Consider the following 16,200-nt stretch of genomic DNA (forward strand, 5'->3'; position numbering starts at 1 on the left):
CCGGGGATGCCTCGCCGCCCTTGGGCTGGTAAGGGTTGTGGGCCGTCGATGGGACCGGACCGTCCGAGAGTGGTGGACGGGTCCCGCCCGGCCCACGCCCTGCCCCCGCCCGGCCACGCGACGAGGAGTCTCGACACGGTGACCTCCGCCTCCGAGCAGCACCGGTCCGCCGCCGGCGTGCCCGCGCCCCCGGCACGGGGCGTGGTGGTCGGCGTGGACCTGCGCGGTATCCAGGCCTACGTGTACAGCGGGCGGCGCATCCTGGACGCGGTGGGACGGGCCGCCCTGGTCGCCGAACTCACCGACACCTCCGACCCGGTGCGGGGGATCGCCGGCCTGGTCCCCGACGACTGCACGGTGCTGCGCGACGCGGGCGGGGCGCTCACCGTGGTCCTGCCCGACGCGGCGGCGGCCCGGCGCTTCACCGCCCGCTACACCCGTGTGCTGCGCGAGCGCGCCGGCGACCTCACCCCCGTGGTGGCGCACGTCCCCTACGGCCCCTCCGCCCCCGGTGAGGGGTCGGCCCCGGCGCACGATGTGGACGAGGCCCTGGCCCTGCTGCCGGACCGGCTGCGGCGGGCCCGCGGGTACATGTCCACCCTGCACGACCCCGCGCACGGGTACGGGATCACCGCGGTGTGCGCGGTGGGCGGCGGCCCGGCCGAGGTGCTCGACCCCAGCCGCGCCCAGGACGACCGCCCCGGGGTCCCCGAACGGGTGAGCGCCGACGTGGCGCGCGCCCGGGGGATCGGCCGCCGCTGGCACCGCGCGCACAGCGCCGCCTGGGCCGCCGGGGCGGCCACCGCCACCGGGGCGCCGCGGCTGGCGCTGCCGATGGAGGTGGACCGGCTGGGCCGGGAGCCGGGCGGGGTCAGCCGGATCGCGGTGGTGCACCTGGACGTCAACGGGCTCGGCGCGATCCTGGGCGAGTACCGCGAGCGGGCGGGCGACCGGGACGTGCCCGGTTCCGGGGCCCTGGCGCAGCGGCGGCTGTCGCAGCGCATCGCGGACCTCACCGGGGCGCTGGCGCGGGTGCTGGTCCGCGCGGTGGCGGCGACGGTGCGCGCGGACCCGGGCCGGGAGCCGGTCATTCCGGGCGGGGCGCGTTCGATCGCCCTGGACCACGAGCCGTCGGGCCCGGTCCGGCTGCCGGTGCGGCCGATCGTGGTGGCCGGGGACGACCTGACCGTCCTGTGCGACGCGCGGCTGGCCCTGCCCCTGGTGCGGTACGCCCTGGAGTGGCTGGACGCGGACCCGGAGGGGATCGGCGACCCGGCCGACCCCCGCACCGCCCTGCACCGCACGCTGGTCGCCGCGCACGGCGACCGGCCCGGCGGCGGGCGCACCGCGGCCGGGTACGGCGGGCACCGCCACACCACGTTCGTGCCCACGGTGGGGGTGGGCGTCGCGGTGCAGCCGGTGGGCGCGCCCCTGTCCCTGGGGCACGACCTGTGCGAGGCGATGTGCGCCACCGCGAAGCGGCACCGGGTGGCGGCGATGGAGGACGGCGCCCCCGACGAGCACGTGGTGGCGTGGACGACCCGGGTGGACGGGGTGGACCGGGTGCTCGCCCGGTGGGAGGCGGCCCGGCGGGGCCCGGTGCGGCGCACCGGCCTGCCGCTGACCGGTACCGGGTTCACCGGTTTCCTGGACCGGTACCTGGACCCGGACGCCCCGGGGAGCCTGACCGCGGAGGGCGACTCCCGGCGGCGGGGCTGGCTGATCTCGTCGCTGGTGCCCCTGCTGGAGTCGGGCACCGACCCGGCCCCGGAGATCGCCCGGCGCGCCCGGGTGACCGGCGGGCCGGTGGACCTGCCCCGGGACTGGGAGCCCGCGGGCCTGCTCGACGCCGTGGAGATGATGGACCTGTACCTGGACCCGGGGCTGTCCCGGGCCCTGGACCCCCGCCTGTCGGCGGCCCGCGGCGGACCCGGGGGCGGTCCCCGGTGAGCGCCCCCGGGCGCGTCGTCGTGCGGCTGGCCTCGCCCGCGCTGTTCGTGGGGGCCAGCGCCGACGGCACCGGCGCCGACACCGACGTGGTCACCGACGACCACGGGCTGCCCTACCTGCCCCGCCACCGGCTGGCCGCGCGGCTGCGCGCGGGCGCCCGGCGCGCCCTGGCGGTGTCCCCGGGCCTGGAGGACGCGGTGGGCGAGGTGTTCGGCCGGGAGCGCTCACACGGCCGCGACCGCATGCTGCGGTTGGGGCACGCCGTCGCGGGGGACGCGGTGCGCACCGCGGTCGCCCGCGCGCTGGCGGGCCGGTCGGAGTCGGCGCGCGCGGTGCTGCGCCGCGCGGTGACCGACGCCCACACCGTGCTGGAGACCGGGATCGAGGTCGGCCCGCACGGTGCCGCCGAGCCGGGGCGGCTGCGCACCCACCGGGTGCTGCTGCCCGGCCTGGTCCTGACCTCGGAGCTGACCTGGGCCCGGGAGCCGGGGCCGGACCACTGGCGGCTGCTGGCCCGCGCCTGCCTGGCCACCACCGGGATCGGCCTCAAGGGCACCCGGGGGCGGGGCCGGGTCGACGTGCGCCTGGCCGGGGATCCGGACGAGGACCCGGACGCCCTCACCCTGCGGCTGGCCGCCCCGCCCGTGCGGGAGCCGCGGTGAGCGGGGTGAGCGGCTACCTGCCGCTGCGTTACGTCCTGGCGGACACCCTGGTGGTGCGCACCTCCTTCGACCCGCTGCGGATCGACTCCGAGCACGTCATCGGCGGGCGCGCCCAGCGCGGGATGCTCGCCGCGGCGCTGCGCAGGGCCGGGCTCGGGGAGGAGGAGCGGGCATGGGTCGCCGACGGCGGCGCCGTCCGGTTCGCCGCCGCCCACCCGCGGCTGGAGCCGGGGGCCGACCCGGACCTGCCGGGCCCGGGCCCGGCCCGGGCCGCCTACCCGCCGCCCGCCTACCTGTACACCCTGGGCAAGAACAGCGACACCATGGCGGACGTGTTCGCCGACGCCGACCCGGCCGTGCCCTACCGGGCGGTGCGCGACCCCATCACCCTGGACCGGTCGCTGCGGGCGCGGGTGCGCACCACCACCGAGCGCTACCTGGGGCGGGCGCGCACCGGCGACCCCGACCGGGGGGTGCCGTTCTTCACCACGGCCCTGGACTCGGGCCAGGTCTTCGAGGCGCGCTGGCAGCTGCTGGCAGACGACCCCGCCGGCCTGGAGGCGCTCGCCGAGCGCGTCATCGGGGTGCTGGACGCCGCGCGGGGCTCGCTCACCCTGGGGTCTGGCGGCACCCGCGCCCACGGCGGGGTGCGCGTGTCCCCGGTCGACCCGGACGCCCCGCTCTCCCCGGACCGGACCGCGCCGGCGGGGCGGCGCTCCTGGGCGGCGGGGGAGCCGGTCGACCTGCTGCTGCTGTCCCCGGCGCTGGTGGTGGGCGACCACGGCCAGTACGCCCCCGGCGCCCTGGTCGCGGAGGTCCGGGCGCTTCTGGCCCGGCACCTGCCGGGGGCCGGTGTGCGGGTGGTCGCCTCCCACGTGGAGTCGACCGTGGTCGGCGCCTACCACCGCGGCTACCGCGGGCCGATGGCCCAGAGGCGTGCGGCCGCCCCCGGCGCGGTGGTGCGGCTGGTGCTGGACCGCGCCCTGCCCGCCGCCCTGGTCCGGGCGATCGAGGCCGACCCGCTGGGCGACCGCGTGATCGACGGCCACGGCCAGTTCGTACTGCTGGACCCGCCCCCGCGGGGCCCGCTGCCGCCCGCTCCCGAGGCCGTGCCCCTGGCGGGGCGCCCCGCCGGGACCGTCGCCCTGCCCGACGGCGGCGCCGTCGCCGCCCACGGCCCCCTGGAGTGGGACGACCCGGGGCTGGCCGCCCTGTACGACGACCTGCTGTGGAACGCCGCGGCCGAACCGGTCCGCGACCACGCCCGGATGCTGGCCCGCCGGTCCGCCCGCCGGCTGGAACCGCTCACCCCCAGCCTGGTCGGGCGGCTGCGGGAGGCGGTCACCCACCCGCACCACGGCGCGGACGCCGCCCTGGACGCGCTGGCCGGGGTCCTGGCCGGGGAGCGTTCCGCGGGCGGGTCCCCCAAGACCCTGCACGACCGGGCCGTCCGGGCGCTGGCCCGGGCCCGGGTGGTGCCGCCCGGCAGCCCGCCGATCCCGGTGCGGGTGTGGCTGTCCGGGGTCGGCGGGGGAGGGGCCGCGGCCGATTGGTGGGAGGCCAACCGCCCCCGGCCCGCGCACAGCCCCGCCTACGCGGCCGCCATCGCCGCGGTGGACCTGTCCCTGGCCGACGGGCTGCCGCCGCGCGACGACCCCGCCGGGCTCTCTCCGCGCGCCCGCGCCTGGGAGCGCCGGAACGCCGCCCGGCTGTGCCTGGCGCTGGTGTCCTCCTGGCTGGCCGAGACCGCCCGGGTGCTGCGCACCCGCGACCCGGCCCACACCCAGGGGGGCCGCCGGTGAACACACCCGGACCCGGGGTGCTGTGGGAGGTCGCCGGACGCTGGTGCCTGCTCTCCGACACCCACATCGGCGCCGCCCAGGCGGTGCCCCGGCACGCCGCCCAGAGCGACGTGGACCTGTACCTGGACCGGGACCCGCGCACCGGCGCGCCCCGGCTGCGCGCCACCACCCTGGCCGGGCTGCTGCGCCACTCCCTGGCCGCCCGCACGGGCGGTCCGGGCCGGGCCGGCGAGCTGTTCGGGACCGCCGAGGACGACGGGACCGCTCCCCGGGCCAGCGCGCTGGAGGTCGACGACGCGTTCGCGCGCCTGCCGGAGGGGACGGGGGTGGCGGTGCGCACCGGGACCCGGGTGGACCCCGCCTCCGGGACGGTCCTGCCCGGCCTGCTGTGGCAGTGGGAGGTGCTCCCGGCGGGCACGGTGTTCGTCGTCCACCTGCGGCTGCGGGTTCCCGCGCCCGCGGACGAGGCCCGGCTGCTGACACTGCTGGCACTGGCCGCGGAGGGGGTCGGCGGCGCCGGCGCCCGGCTGGGCGGGCGCACCGGCCGCGGGCACGGGGCGGTGCGGGCCACCCACTGGGCGGCCCGCCGCCTGGACCTCGGGGACGAACACGACTGGTTCGCCCACCACGGCGTCTCCTGGCGGGAGCGGTGGCAGGCCGGCGAGGACGCCCTGGCCGACGCCCCCGCCGACCTGGCCGACACCCTGGGCCGGGAGCTGCGCGCCGCGGGCCGGACCGGGACGGCCGCCCACGTGGCGGCGCGGGTCGCCGCCCCCGACCGGCGCCGCCGGGCCGAGCTGCGGCTGACCCTGGCGGTGGGCGAGCGCGAGGACCCGCTGGCGCCGCCGCCGGACGCTCTGCGTCCGGGGCTGCTGTCGGTCGGGGACGTCCCCGCCGGAGACCGGCTCGGCGAGACGGACCGGGCCCACCGGTGGCGCCCGGTGGTCGAGGACCCCGACAAGGGCGAGGTGCGCATGGCCCCGGTGCTCGGCGACACTGCCTTGTTCGCGCTGGTCAAGCGGATCGCGGCGCGGACGGTGCGCGACGCCGCCCAGGCCTTGGGCGGAGCCGGTCCGCAGGACTGGTTCGGCCACTGGTGGGGCGCCGACACCCCGGGGCGGGACGCCGCCCCCCGCCCCTCCCGGGTGCGGCTGCGGGAGGTCCCGGTGATCACCGGCGGGGCGCCGGTGACGGCCACCCGGATGGCCGTGGACCCCCTGTTCGGGGACTCCGTGGACGGCCGCCTGTTCACCCACGACCTCCAGTGCGGGGGGACCGCCGAGGCGGTGTTCGACGTCGAGGACCCCGACGACGCGGTTCTGGGCCTGTGCGCGCTCGTCGTCCGCGACTTGGCCACGGTGCCCTTCGACACGCTGGGGGCGGGCTCGGGCGTGGGCCACGGCCGGGTGAGCGCGGTCGGCGCGGAGCTGGTGTCCTACGGTGAAGGGCCGCGGCGGCGCGTCGACCTGGTCGCGGCGGTGTTCGCCCCCGACGGCCCGGACGCGGAGGCCGTCCGGGAGTGGGTGGCCGCCCTGCGCCTCCTGGTCTCCGGTGACACCGGGCCCGAAGCGCCACGACGGGAAGGAGGACGGCCGTGACCGACGCCCCTGCGGGAGTGACCGTGCGCCGGCTGGGCACCGCGGAGATCGACGCGGTCTTCGACGACGTCTTCGTGCGGGGCGTCCGCTGCGGCCTGCTCGACACCGGTCCGCCCGGTCCCCCCGGCGACCCGGACGCGCCGCAGTGGCTGCTGGCCGAGCTGGGCGACGGCCGGATCACCGGGGTCTGCCCGCGGGACCGCTGGCACCGGTCGGACGGCCCCGGCACCGCCGACCTGTCGGCGGCGGCGCCGGCCGCGCCCGCCGACCGGGTCCGCGTTCTGGAGGTGCTGGTGTTCGCCGCCCACGCCCAGATCCGGATCGGGGAGGGCGGCCGGTCCGGGTGGATCTGCGCCGACGCGCCCGGAGAGGTCCCCCCGTGGCTGCGCCCGCGCGACCGCTCCTTCCTGCTCCAGGGCTGGACCGGGCCCGAACACGGCCGCTCCCCGGGCGAGGGGGTGCCGCTGACCGTGACCGCCGAGCCCTCCGGAGCGCGCGCGGTCCTGCCGGTCGTGTGGAGCGACTTCTCCGCGCGGGTGCGCCGTGTGCGCGGGGGGCGGGCCGTCGCCGAGGGGACCGGCAGCTGGCTGACCGTGCGCGAGTACTGGGCGCAGGACCCCGGGACCGGCACCGTGGGGGTGGCCTTCCACCGGTTGACCGGCCTGTCCACCGGGCCCAAGCCGACCGGCCCGGTGTTCGACCCGGGCACCGGCGACGAGCCTGTCGGGGAGGCGCCGTGGTGAACCCCCGCGACGTGGCCTCCCGCCTGGGCGGAGCCGAGCGTCCCCGCCCCGCCGAGCGGCCCCGACCCGCCGGGCGGGACGCCCCGGCGCGCGCCACCGCGCCCTACGGAGCGGTCCGCATGGCCGCCGAGCCCGTGCCCGCCGCCGACCTGCACGGCGGCTACGACACCGGGGACCTGCTGCGCAGCCACGACCGCACGGTGCGCGGCACCCACTCGGGGTGGATCGACCTGTCCCTGACGACCCTCACGCCCACCTTCGTGGGCCGCACCCCGGACCGGGGCGGGGTGAGCCGCTCCCTGCGGCTGCCGCACGGCGAGACCCCGCTGCCCGTGCTGCCGGGCTCGGGGCTGCGCGGCCTGGTCCGCAACACCCTGCGCATGCTCACCAGCGGGGAGACCGGGCCGGTCAACACGCCGATGCTGTTCTTCCGGGCGCCGGTGCGCATCGACCCGGCCTCGGCCGACAGCACGCTGTCGCCCCGCACCCGCTCGGTGATGGCGCTGCGCCACTCCCAGTACCGCAGGCGGCGGGCGGGCCTGCGCACCCGGCAGGGCTTCCTGTTCCACGAGCGCTCCCGCGACCGCTGGTACATCGTGGAGGTCCCGGCGGCCAGGCCCGGCGGGGAGCGCGGCCAGGCGCTGAAGGTGCCGTTCACGGTGCTGCGGGAGAGCCTCAAGCGGTGGGACTTCGGGGTGGACGACCTGCCGGACAACCCCCGGGGCGCCCCGTACGTGCCCACCGCCCACGAGCAGCACGGCCGGCTCCAGTACCGCTGGGTGTACGCCGTCCACCTGCCCGGCGAGCGGCGCGTCTCCGCGGTCGCCCCGACGGAGCAGGAGGCCCGCGCCCACCTGGCGGAGCACCGGATCGACGTCCGCGACCTGGGCCGGGGCGGGGTGGTCCCGGCCCTGGTGGTGCTCACCGGCGCGGCCGGGGGCGAGCGCCGCAACGCCTACCTGTTCCCCCGGCCCCCGGACCTGCGCACCGGCCGGCTGCGCGTCCCCGACGCCCTGGTGGAGATGTTCGAGTCGGCCGAGCAGATCACCGGGTACCAGCGGGCCGCGTTCCCCGACGGGCTCGGTACGGAGGAGGGCGACCCCGAGCGCGAGCGGGTCGGCGGCTCCGGCGGCGGCGGGCTGCCCCGCCGCGGTATGGAGCCGGTCTGGTTCGATGTGGACCCGCGGGGGTCGGTGGTGTCCTTCGGCCGTTCGGGCGGCTACCGGATCGCGGTCAGCGACGACGACCCGATCCGCCGGGCGGTGCCGGAGGCGCTGCTCAGCCCCCAGCACGGGGACGCCGACCGGGCCGACCGCGCGGGGCGGCCGGTGGACGTGGGCCGGGCCCTGTTCGGGGACGTGGACACGTTCGCGGGCGAGGCGTCCGCCTCCAAGGGGCGGGTGTTCTTCGGCAACGCCGTGTGCACCGACCCCGACCCGGACTACCCAGACGGGGCGGCCCTGCGGGTGCGGCTGCTCTCCCCCCAGCGCGGCTGCTTCGCCAACTACCTGCTCCAGGGGCCGGACGCGGCCGGGGGCAGGGCCGACGTCATCACGTGGGCGCACGAGGGGCAGGTGCGGCTCAACGGCTACAAGGCCTACCTGCACCGGCACCGCGAGGGCCTGGGCTCGCCGGTGCGCTACGACGAGGCCGCCCGCGAGGACCCGGGCCTGGAGGTGCTGCCGCCCGGGGGCGGCCACGGCCCGCCGCGGGACACCCAGCGCGACGTCGTCCCCCTCCGCGACGGCCTGGTGTTCCGGTCGCGGATCACCTTCACCAACCTCACCGACGGGGAGCTGGGCGCCCTGCTGCGGGCCCTGCTGCTGGACAACCCGGTGGACGGCGGCGACCCGGCCGATCCGGAGTACGCGCACAAGATCGGCATGGGCAAGTCGCTGGGGATGGGCAGCGTCCACCTGCGGCCGCGGCTGTACCTGGTGGACCGGCGGGCCCGGGCGCTGTCCCCGGACCCGGACGCCGGGGTGGAGCGCGCCGGCGCCGCCCGGGTGCGGGCGTTCCTGGACGCCTTCGACGGCGCGCTGGCGGCACGCCGGATCTCCGGGAGCGGCGACCCGTCCCGGTGGCGGGAGGTGGACCAGGCCGTGGACGTGCTGCTGGCCGCGCGCTGGCGGCACCGGCTGCCCTGGGAGGACACGGCGGTGATGCCGCTGCGCGCGTTCGCCGAGTACCCGGTCCTGCCCCCGTTGGTCGACCGTTACGCGGCGGCCGGCCTGCTCACCCCGTGATGACCTCGGTCAGCGCGTCGATGAGGTCGGCGCGCCGGTCGGGGTCGTCCTGGGCGTCCGCCCAGCGGGCGGGCACGCCCCGCCCCTCCTCCAGGATCGCGCACAGCAGGGTGTCCAGGGTGCCCTGGGGGTCGGCCTCCAGGGCGGCCCGCCGCTCCTGCGCGCGGGCGGACAGCTCCAGGGCGGTCCGCTCCAGCCACATCTTCTCCTCCTCGCTGAGCACCTCGCGGCGCTCGGGGTCGGCCCCGGCCGGGACGGCCGGGGCGTCCGGCACGGGTGCGTAGGGGGCGCTGCGGGCCCGGCCCCGGGCCTGCTGCACCAGGGCGAAGTGGGTGGGCATGTCAACCGCCATGCGCCCCAGGACCCCGGTGAGCCTGCGGGCCACGTCCTCGCCGCTCAGGGCCGGCAGGAGGCGGCGCAGCAGGAGGCGGCGCCGCTGGTCGGGGGTGCGCCCGGGGTCGGCGTCGCGGCCGGCGGCCAGTTCGGCGAGCTTGCGCAGGAGGTAGTCGCCGGTGGCGGTGGAGACCATCGGGGCCTCCTTGGGGCCGCCCAGCCCGCGGCCGTGCAGGTCGGCGACGGGCACGGCGCTGCCGTCCTCGGTGAAGGAGACGGTCTCGCCGGGGGAGATGTCCTCGGGCAGGTCGGCGGCGGGGTTGCCCCAGCCCGCGGTGAGCACGAGCATGGCCAGCGCCTCCTGGTCGACCACGTCGGCGGCCACGCGGGCCACGTCGCGGCGCTGGGCCCAGCGCCGGGGCCGCTCGGAGAACGCGCAGCGCACCCGCCCGTCGGCGGCGGGCTGGGGGTAGACGTGGCGCAGGTTCTTGTACGACCGGTCCCGGCGCACGTCGTCCAGGGCGTCGCGCAGCCGGTGCGCGGCGGTCCGGTCGACCGCCCCTCCGACGGGCGCCGCGCGCCGCATGCGCACGGCGATGACGCCGTCGGGGTCGCCGCCGTGGTCCGGGCACGGGCAGTGCTCGGCGCACAGGTCGACGTAGTCGCAGAACTGTTCGGCGTGGCCCGAGCAGCCCTGCGCGGTTCCGTCCGCGGAGCAGGGCCCGCACCCCAGGACGCGCGTGAAGACGCGCAGGAAGGCGGCGGAGCCGAACAGCTCCCAGGCGGAGCAGTGGTGCGTGCTCACGAACTCTTCTCCCCGGGTGTTCCGGGGCCGGGTCGCTTCCCCAGCCCTCCGGAGAAGCGTGTGCGAGTACGTGAGACCTCAGGTGGCACTCCCGAGTCAACGGGAGACCAACTAACAAACTAGGACTGAGGCGACCAACTGTCAATTATCGGCCCTGGTCCCTAAGGCATATAAAACAATAGAGAAGCCCATTAAACGGACACCAGAAACACAGGTCACTGGAGTCCCAGAGGCGGTCGGCGGTATGTCACTCCCGGCCCCCATCGTCCCTGTCCGAGAGACTGCGGTGAGCCCTCCGGAAGGGGCGGGCGCGGCCGCGGGGGACGCGCTGTGAGAGAGGAACGGAGGTCGCCGGATGCCGGTGCTCAACCTGACGCCGCATGTGGTGACAGTCGTGGACGACGAGGCGAAGGTCATCGGCACCTGGCCGGGCACGGACGACCCCGCCAGGGTCGAGGCCGAGCGGGTGCCCGTGGGCCACCTGGACGACTCCACCTGCCCGGGCCCGGTGCCGCTGATCGCCGAACGGCGCACCAGGGCCAATCTGCCCGAGCCGAAACCGGGCGTGTGGCTCATCGTCTCGTCCGTGGTCGGCTTCGCCCACCCCGAGCGCGACGACCTGTTGATCCCCTCCGACCTGGTCAGGGACAATAAGGGCGTGGTCACCGCCTGTCGTTCGTTCGTGGTCAGCGGACGGCGGCCGCGGAAACCGACCGTTTCGGCCACAAGAAAAGGGGTCGGCCGAATCGACGCAACGACAAAACGGACGTAACGGGTTCGAGTATCGCCTTCACCTACGGGATAGCGTTGACCCCCACGAAACGAACAACGCCCCCGTGTGGAGAAGGACGCCGTGGACACTCCCCGCGTCGCCGTCGTGCTGGTCGGCCGGAACCCCACCCCGGCACTGCTGTCCTCGCTCACCCTGCCGGCCGACCGGATCGTCCTGCTGAGCAGCGACGGCACCCGCGCCCTGGCCGAACGCACGGCCGCCGCCCTGGCCCGGCTCGCCCCCGACCGCACCGTGCGGGTGGAGGGGGTGGGCCCCGACCCGCACGACCCGGCCGGGGTCGCCGCCGCCCTGGAGCGGATCCACCGCGAACACGGCACCGCCCCCCGCCACCTCGACTACACCGGCGGCACCAAGGTCATGAGCGTGGCCGCCGCCCTGTACCGGGACGGCGGCGCGGCCGACCCGGAGGCCGCGGCGCCCCGCTGCCACTACCTCGACCCCGCCTCCGACCTGCTGCGCCCCGTCGACCCCGGCGACCCGCCGCTGCCGGTCTCCGACGACGGCATCGACCTGGGCGTCCTCGCCGGCGTCCACGGCGCGCGCTGGCTCTCCGACCGCGACCCCGCGACCGTGGGCACCGCCCTGCGCGGCGGCGCCCGCGCCCTGCGCGAGGCCTTCCCCGGCCTGCACCCCACGGAGGTGCGCGGGGTCGTCGGCGAGGCCGACGTGCTGCGCCACCTGCGGCGCATCACCAGGGGCAGGGAGGGGGTGGAGGTGCTGGGGCCGCGCCGGGTCGCCGACCCGCGCCATCCCGCCGACTCCATCGCCGACTTCGACGCCCTGGTCCGTTTCCGGCACCGGGTGCTGTGCGTGGAGGTCAAGAGCGGGGCGGAGGAAGTGGTCGCCCGCGCGGGGTGGACCGTCGCCAAGGCCCGGCGCGTGTTCGGCAACGTGGCCAAGGTGCTGTTCGTGCACACCGGGCCCGCCGTGCCCGGGCTGCGCGACCGCATCGCCGGGCACGGCCCCGCGCTGAGCTCCTCCCAGGTGCAGGTGTGGAGCCTGGACGACCTGCGCGCCCGCCTGACCGACGCGGAGACGCTGCGCAGGGTGTTCTTCCCCGGACAGGCGGCCGCGGCCCCGGCCGCCGCGGCACCGGCAGTCCCGGTGCGGGGCACGGAGCCCCCGGCACGGCCGGCGGTGCCCCCGGCGCCGCCCGCACCGGTGTGCGCGGTGACCGCCGCCTCCGCGGCCCCCATCCTGGTCACCGCGCTGGGCAGCAGCCGTCTGGGCCTGCTGTCGGCCGTGCACGTCCACCGGCCCGAACGGGCGCTGCTGCTCTCCTCCCGCCAGGGGGTGCGCGCGGGCGTGCGCGAGGCGGCGGCGCGCGCCCTGTACGCCGCCGAGCACCCCGGAGAGCCCGTCCCGGACGCGGACGGGCTGCGCGCCTCGGGCCACCGCGACCGCATCCGGTTCGCCGCCGACCCCGTGGACGGCTCCAGCGCCGGGGCCGTCGCCGACGCCGCGCACGCCTGGATCGCGGGGATGCGCGCCGAGGACCCCGGCCGGCCTGTGGTCGTGGACGTCACCACCGGCACCAAGGCGATGAGCCTGGGCCTGGCCCTGGCCGCCCGCCGCTCGGGGGCGTGCGTCGCCTGCCAGGTGGTGCGCGACCGCAAGGTCGTGTGCCTGACCCACGGCGGGGCCGCCGTACAGGGCCGGGCGGTGGTGGACTGGTCCCTGGTCCTGGACGGGTACGCCCCGCTGGCCGGGCCCCTGGCCGACGCGGTGTGCCCGCGGGGCGCCGCGCAGGTGGACGTCCCCCTGGTGGCGGCCGCCGCCGAGCACCTGGTCCGCGCGGCGAGCGGCCCGGTGGGGCTGTGGGTCGACCGCTCCCTGGCGGACCCGGAGACCGCCGACACGGCCCGGGAGCGCCCGGCACTGGTGCTCACCTTCGACGACCGGGCCCTGGGCCTGGCCGCCCCGGCCTGGAGCCGCCCCGTCCGGTCGGGCGCGGTCCGCAGGGTGAGCCGGGGCGCCTGGGCGCAGAGCGTCTCCGCGGCCACCGGCCACCTCAACCTGCGCTGCGACGTGGCCGGCAAGGTGATGGCGCTGACCCGGCCGGGCGGAGACGTGGGCCGGGCCGCCGAGCTGGTCGCCTGGATCACCCAGGAGGAGCCCGAGGAGGCCGGGGAGCACGGCGGGGGCGGCTGGGGTTTCGGAGATCCGCAGCGGCCGGTGCTGGTGGTCGCCGACCCCGCGGCGCCGCCCCGGCTGTGGGACACCGACGCCAGCACCATGTGAGGGGCGGCCGCCCGGGGCCGGACGTGGAGGAGACCCCGCCGTACGGCCGCTCCGCGCGACGGGGTCCCCCGGTCAGGGGCTCTCAGGGAAGGGGGCGGCGCGGGGAGGGCACCGCCGGGCGCCGGACGGGACCCGGCCCCGGGAGGGCCGGGCGCGTTTCGGAGGGCTCCCACAGGACCCCGGCGAAGAACACCGGCAGCCAGGTCCACAGCACCAGTGCCGCGAGCCAGGCCGCGGCGGTGGCGGCCGCGGGCGCGGAGACCGCGACGACCCCGCAGACCACCGGGACCAGGGCGCACGACCACGAGTACAGGACGGCACCACCCCGGCCGGTGGACCGCAGCCACCCCGAGCCGCCCAGCACCCCGCGGGTCAGGGCGATCGGCGCCGCCCACCCCAGGGCGACGCGCGCCGGCTCCTTCAGCGCCGGGAACGCCGCCTCGGTCGCCCCCGGCGACGGCGCCGCCATCGGGTCCACCGTCCACACCCCGCTCAGCAGCACGCACGCCCCGTACACCGCGACCGAGACCGAGGTGGAGCGCTGCGACGCCCGGCCGCGCAGCGCCCGGGCCAGCCCCACCGCGCCGCCGACGGCCAGGGCCCCGCAGACCAGCACGGCCAGTGCCTGCGTCCAGCTCCCGCCCGAGGAGACGAACGGGTTCGCGGGCGGTGCCGCGGCGCCCGGGCCGCCCCAGGACACCTGGGCCAGCGAGAAGAGCAGCTGCGCGGGCCCCGCGGCCATACCGCAGAGCAGCAGGGAACGGATGGTGTCCGGCTCCGGCCGGTCGTCGGCGCGCTCCGGCCGGACCGGGGTCCGTTGCGGATTCCGCGTGTTCGCGCCCATGACGGTGTCGCCCCCATCGGGAGAACGGTGTGGGAGTCGCCGGGGAGAGCCCCCGGCCTCGTCGACTGTGACCCCAGTCTCACACCCGCCACCGACAATCCGGGGACCGTCCACCGGGGATCCGAGCGGCGGAACACAGAAAATCCTGTGTACGGGGGCGCTAATGTCCCAGAAGGACACGCGTCCTCGCCGACCACACCCCTGCACACCCCCGGAGCGTCGATGACCACGCCCTCCACCGGCTTCCTCCCCCTCCTGGACGGAGACCCCGACCGCCTGGGCCCCTACCGCCTGGTGGGACGGCTCGGAGCGGGCGGCATGGGCACCGTCTACGCGGCCCTGACCCCCGACGGCACGCGGATCGCGGTCAAGACCCTGCACCGCCACTACACCGCCGACCCCGAGTTCCGCGACCGGTTCGCCCGGGAGGTGGACCTGCTCACCCGGGTCCGCTCCGCCTGCGCCGTCCGCGTCCTGGCCGCCGACACCACCGGGGCCCGGCCCTGGCTGGCCACCGAGTACGCGCCCGGCCCCACGCTGCGCGCGCACGTGGCCGCCCGCGGGCCGCTCGGCGGCGACACCCTGCTGGCGCTGGCAGCCGGGACCGCGGAGGCGCTGCACTCCATCCACTCCGCCGGGATCGTGCACCGCGACCTCAAGCCCGACAACGTGGTGCTGTCCCCCGAGGGGCCGCGCGTGCTGGACTTCGGCATCGCCCGCGCCCTGGACGAGACGGCGCTCACCCGCACCGGCGGCGTGGTGGGCACCCCCGGCTGGCTGGCCCCCGAGCAGTACGACGGGGCGGTGCCCGCGCCCGCCGCAGACATGTTCTCCTGGGGCGCGCTGATCGCCTACGCCGCCACCGGCCGCGAGCCCTTCGGCACCGGGCCCCTCGACACCCTGGTGCACCGCACCCGGCAGGAGGAGCCCGACCTGGCGGGGGTGCCGCCGCAGCTGCTGCCGCTGGTCCGCGGCGCCCTCGACCGCAGCCCGGGGGGCCGCCCCACCGCGGCCCAGGTGATGACCGCCCTGCTGCGCGGTCCGGGAGCGGGCGGTACGGGCGGGTTCGGCGGTACGGGCGGACCCGGCGGCCCCGGTCCGGGCGGGCCGGGGGACGGGGCCGGGGTGTTCGCTCCGGGGCCGGCCGGCCCCGGGCACGAGCAGGAGACCCTGGCGCGGCTGCTGGCCACCGGCTGGCGGATCGACACGCCCGTCGACCACACCCCGTGGGTCCCGCCCCGGCGCGGACGGCGCGTCTGGCCGCTGGCGGCCGCGGCCGCGGCGGTGCTGGTGCTCGTCGCCGGGCTGCTCACCGCGATCGTCCCCCCGCTGCGCCAGGCCACCTGGGGCGCCCTGGCCGCCGCGACCCCGCCGCGGACCGGGACGGGGGAGGGGACCGGGGAGGGGGCCGCCGCGGAACCGGTCCCGTGCGAGCCGGACGGAGAACGGCTGGCGGCCCAGGAGGCCGTGGCCACCTGGCGGCCGTTCTCCCCCGACACCATCACGGACGAGGAGTACGAGATGATGCTGGAGGCGGCCGACTCCCCGGACTCCCTCACCGCCACCGACTCCTCCGTCGAGGTGTGGCCGTTCGTCGCGCCCCTGGACCACGACACCGCCGACTTCGGCCTGGGCAACGGCGCCATCGACGGGTTCCCGGTGGCCACCGTGTGCTGGGTGTCGGCCGAGGCCGCCGCCGACGGGGTCGAGATCACCGCGAGGTTCACCTACCACCCGCACGTGGGCTCCTACACCGTCCACGCGGAGGACTTCATGGCCGTGGCGTCGCTGGATCCGGCCACCGACCCCGAGGGCCGCGACAAGGTCATCGTGCACGGCGGGGTCAACGAGGACTGGAGCGGTCCGGTCACCCCGGTCGCCACCCTGAGCCCCGACGAGCCCGTCCAGGAGGCCACCGTGCTCCTGCCCGGCGCCCCCGAGCGGGGCGGCATCGCCTACCGGCCCTCGGCGCTGTTCGGGGCGATGGTGCACGACGTCAGCGGCCACTGCTACGACGTCGAGGGCACCACCGGCTGGCGCGACGACGTCCACCAGGGCAACGAGGGCTTCGCGCTGTCCGACTACCGGCCCGAGCAGAGCATGCTCACCGACTGCCCCACCTGACCCGGCCCCCGCGGCGCCCCGCCGTCCGGGCGCCCCGGTCCTTCACCGGCCCGGGCATC

At 77.9% G+C, this 16,200-nt stretch carries 11 protein-coding genes; 9 read left to right on the plus strand and 2 right to left on the minus strand.

The features are described from left to right. Positions 1-138 precede the first annotated feature (138 nt). The 6 genes from K1J57_RS19715 (at position 139) to K1J57_RS19740 (ending at position 9,001) form a co-directional block, all read left to right on the plus strand. Complete coding sequence (locus K1J57_RS19715) at positions 139-1,950, plus strand: hypothetical protein (protein WP_255646438.1); 1,812 nt, start codon at positions 139-141, stop codon at positions 1,948-1,950. Continuing rightward, on the plus strand, positions 1,947-2,612 hold the full coding sequence (locus tag K1J57_RS19720; RefSeq protein WP_220560038.1) for a hypothetical protein: 666 nt from the start codon (positions 1,947-1,949) through the stop codon (positions 2,610-2,612). The genes K1J57_RS19715 and K1J57_RS19720 overlap by 4 nt, the downstream gene beginning before the upstream one ends. Further along, a complete protein-coding gene (locus K1J57_RS19725) occupies positions 2,609-4,414 on the plus strand; it encodes a hypothetical protein (RefSeq protein ID WP_220560039.1) in 1,806 nt (601 codons plus the stop codon). Before K1J57_RS19720 ends, K1J57_RS19725 begins: the two co-directional genes overlap by 4 nt. Beyond that, positions 4,411-6,012 carry an RAMP superfamily CRISPR-associated protein gene (locus tag K1J57_RS19730; RefSeq protein WP_220560040.1) on the plus strand — a complete coding sequence of 534 codons (1,602 nt, stop codon included), beginning with the start codon at positions 4,411-4,413 and terminating at the stop codon, positions 6,010-6,012. Before K1J57_RS19725 ends, K1J57_RS19730 begins: the two co-directional genes overlap by 4 nt. After that, entirely contained in the window at positions 6,009-6,755 is a 747-nt protein-coding gene (locus K1J57_RS19735; RefSeq protein ID WP_220560041.1) for a hypothetical protein, read from the plus strand. Before K1J57_RS19730 ends, K1J57_RS19735 begins: the two co-directional genes overlap by 4 nt. A 119-nt stretch (positions 6,756-6,874) precedes the next feature. Continuing rightward, on the plus strand, positions 6,875-9,001 hold the full coding sequence (locus K1J57_RS19740; protein WP_220565660.1) for a TIGR03986 family CRISPR-associated RAMP protein: 2,127 nt from the start codon (positions 6,875-6,877) through the stop codon (positions 8,999-9,001). On the opposite strand, the gene K1J57_RS19745 is transcribed toward K1J57_RS19740, so the two are convergent. Continuing rightward, a complete protein-coding gene (locus tag K1J57_RS19745; RefSeq protein WP_220560043.1) occupies positions 8,991-10,139 on the minus strand; it encodes a hypothetical protein in 1,149 nt (382 codons plus the stop codon). The two genes, K1J57_RS19740 and K1J57_RS19745, sit on opposite strands and share 11 nt — an antisense overlap. A gap of 355 nt (positions 10,140-10,494) precedes the next feature. Between K1J57_RS19745 and K1J57_RS19750 the strand changes: the two genes are divergently transcribed. Together K1J57_RS19750 and K1J57_RS19755 are read left to right on the plus strand one after the other, a co-directional pair. Continuing rightward, positions 10,495-10,911, plus strand: coding sequence for a hypothetical protein (locus K1J57_RS19750; RefSeq protein WP_255646439.1), 417 nt, complete (start codon positions 10,495-10,497; stop codon positions 10,909-10,911). 81 nt (positions 10,912-10,992) lie between these two features. Continuing rightward, entirely contained in the window at positions 10,993-13,173 is a 2,181-nt protein-coding gene (locus K1J57_RS19755) for a CRISPR-associated protein (protein ID WP_220560044.1), read from the plus strand. Between the two features lie 82 nt (positions 13,174-13,255). On the opposite strand, the gene K1J57_RS19760 is transcribed toward K1J57_RS19755, so the two are convergent. After that, positions 13,256-14,017, minus strand: coding sequence for a hypothetical protein (locus K1J57_RS19760; RefSeq protein WP_220560045.1), 762 nt, complete (start codon positions 14,015-14,017; stop codon positions 13,256-13,258). A gap of 222 nt (positions 14,018-14,239) precedes the next feature. On the opposite strand from K1J57_RS19760, the gene K1J57_RS19765 reads away from it, so the two are divergent. Further along, positions 14,240-16,141: a serine/threonine-protein kinase gene (locus K1J57_RS19765; protein WP_220560046.1), complete on the plus strand. Its 1,902-nt coding sequence runs from the start codon at positions 14,240-14,242 to the stop codon at positions 16,139-16,141. Positions 16,142-16,200 lie beyond the last annotated feature (59 nt).

Source organism: Nocardiopsis sp. MT53 (assembly GCF_019598965.1).
Taxonomy (GTDB): domain Bacteria; phylum Actinomycetota; class Actinomycetes; order Streptosporangiales; family Streptosporangiaceae; genus Nocardiopsis; species Nocardiopsis changdeensis.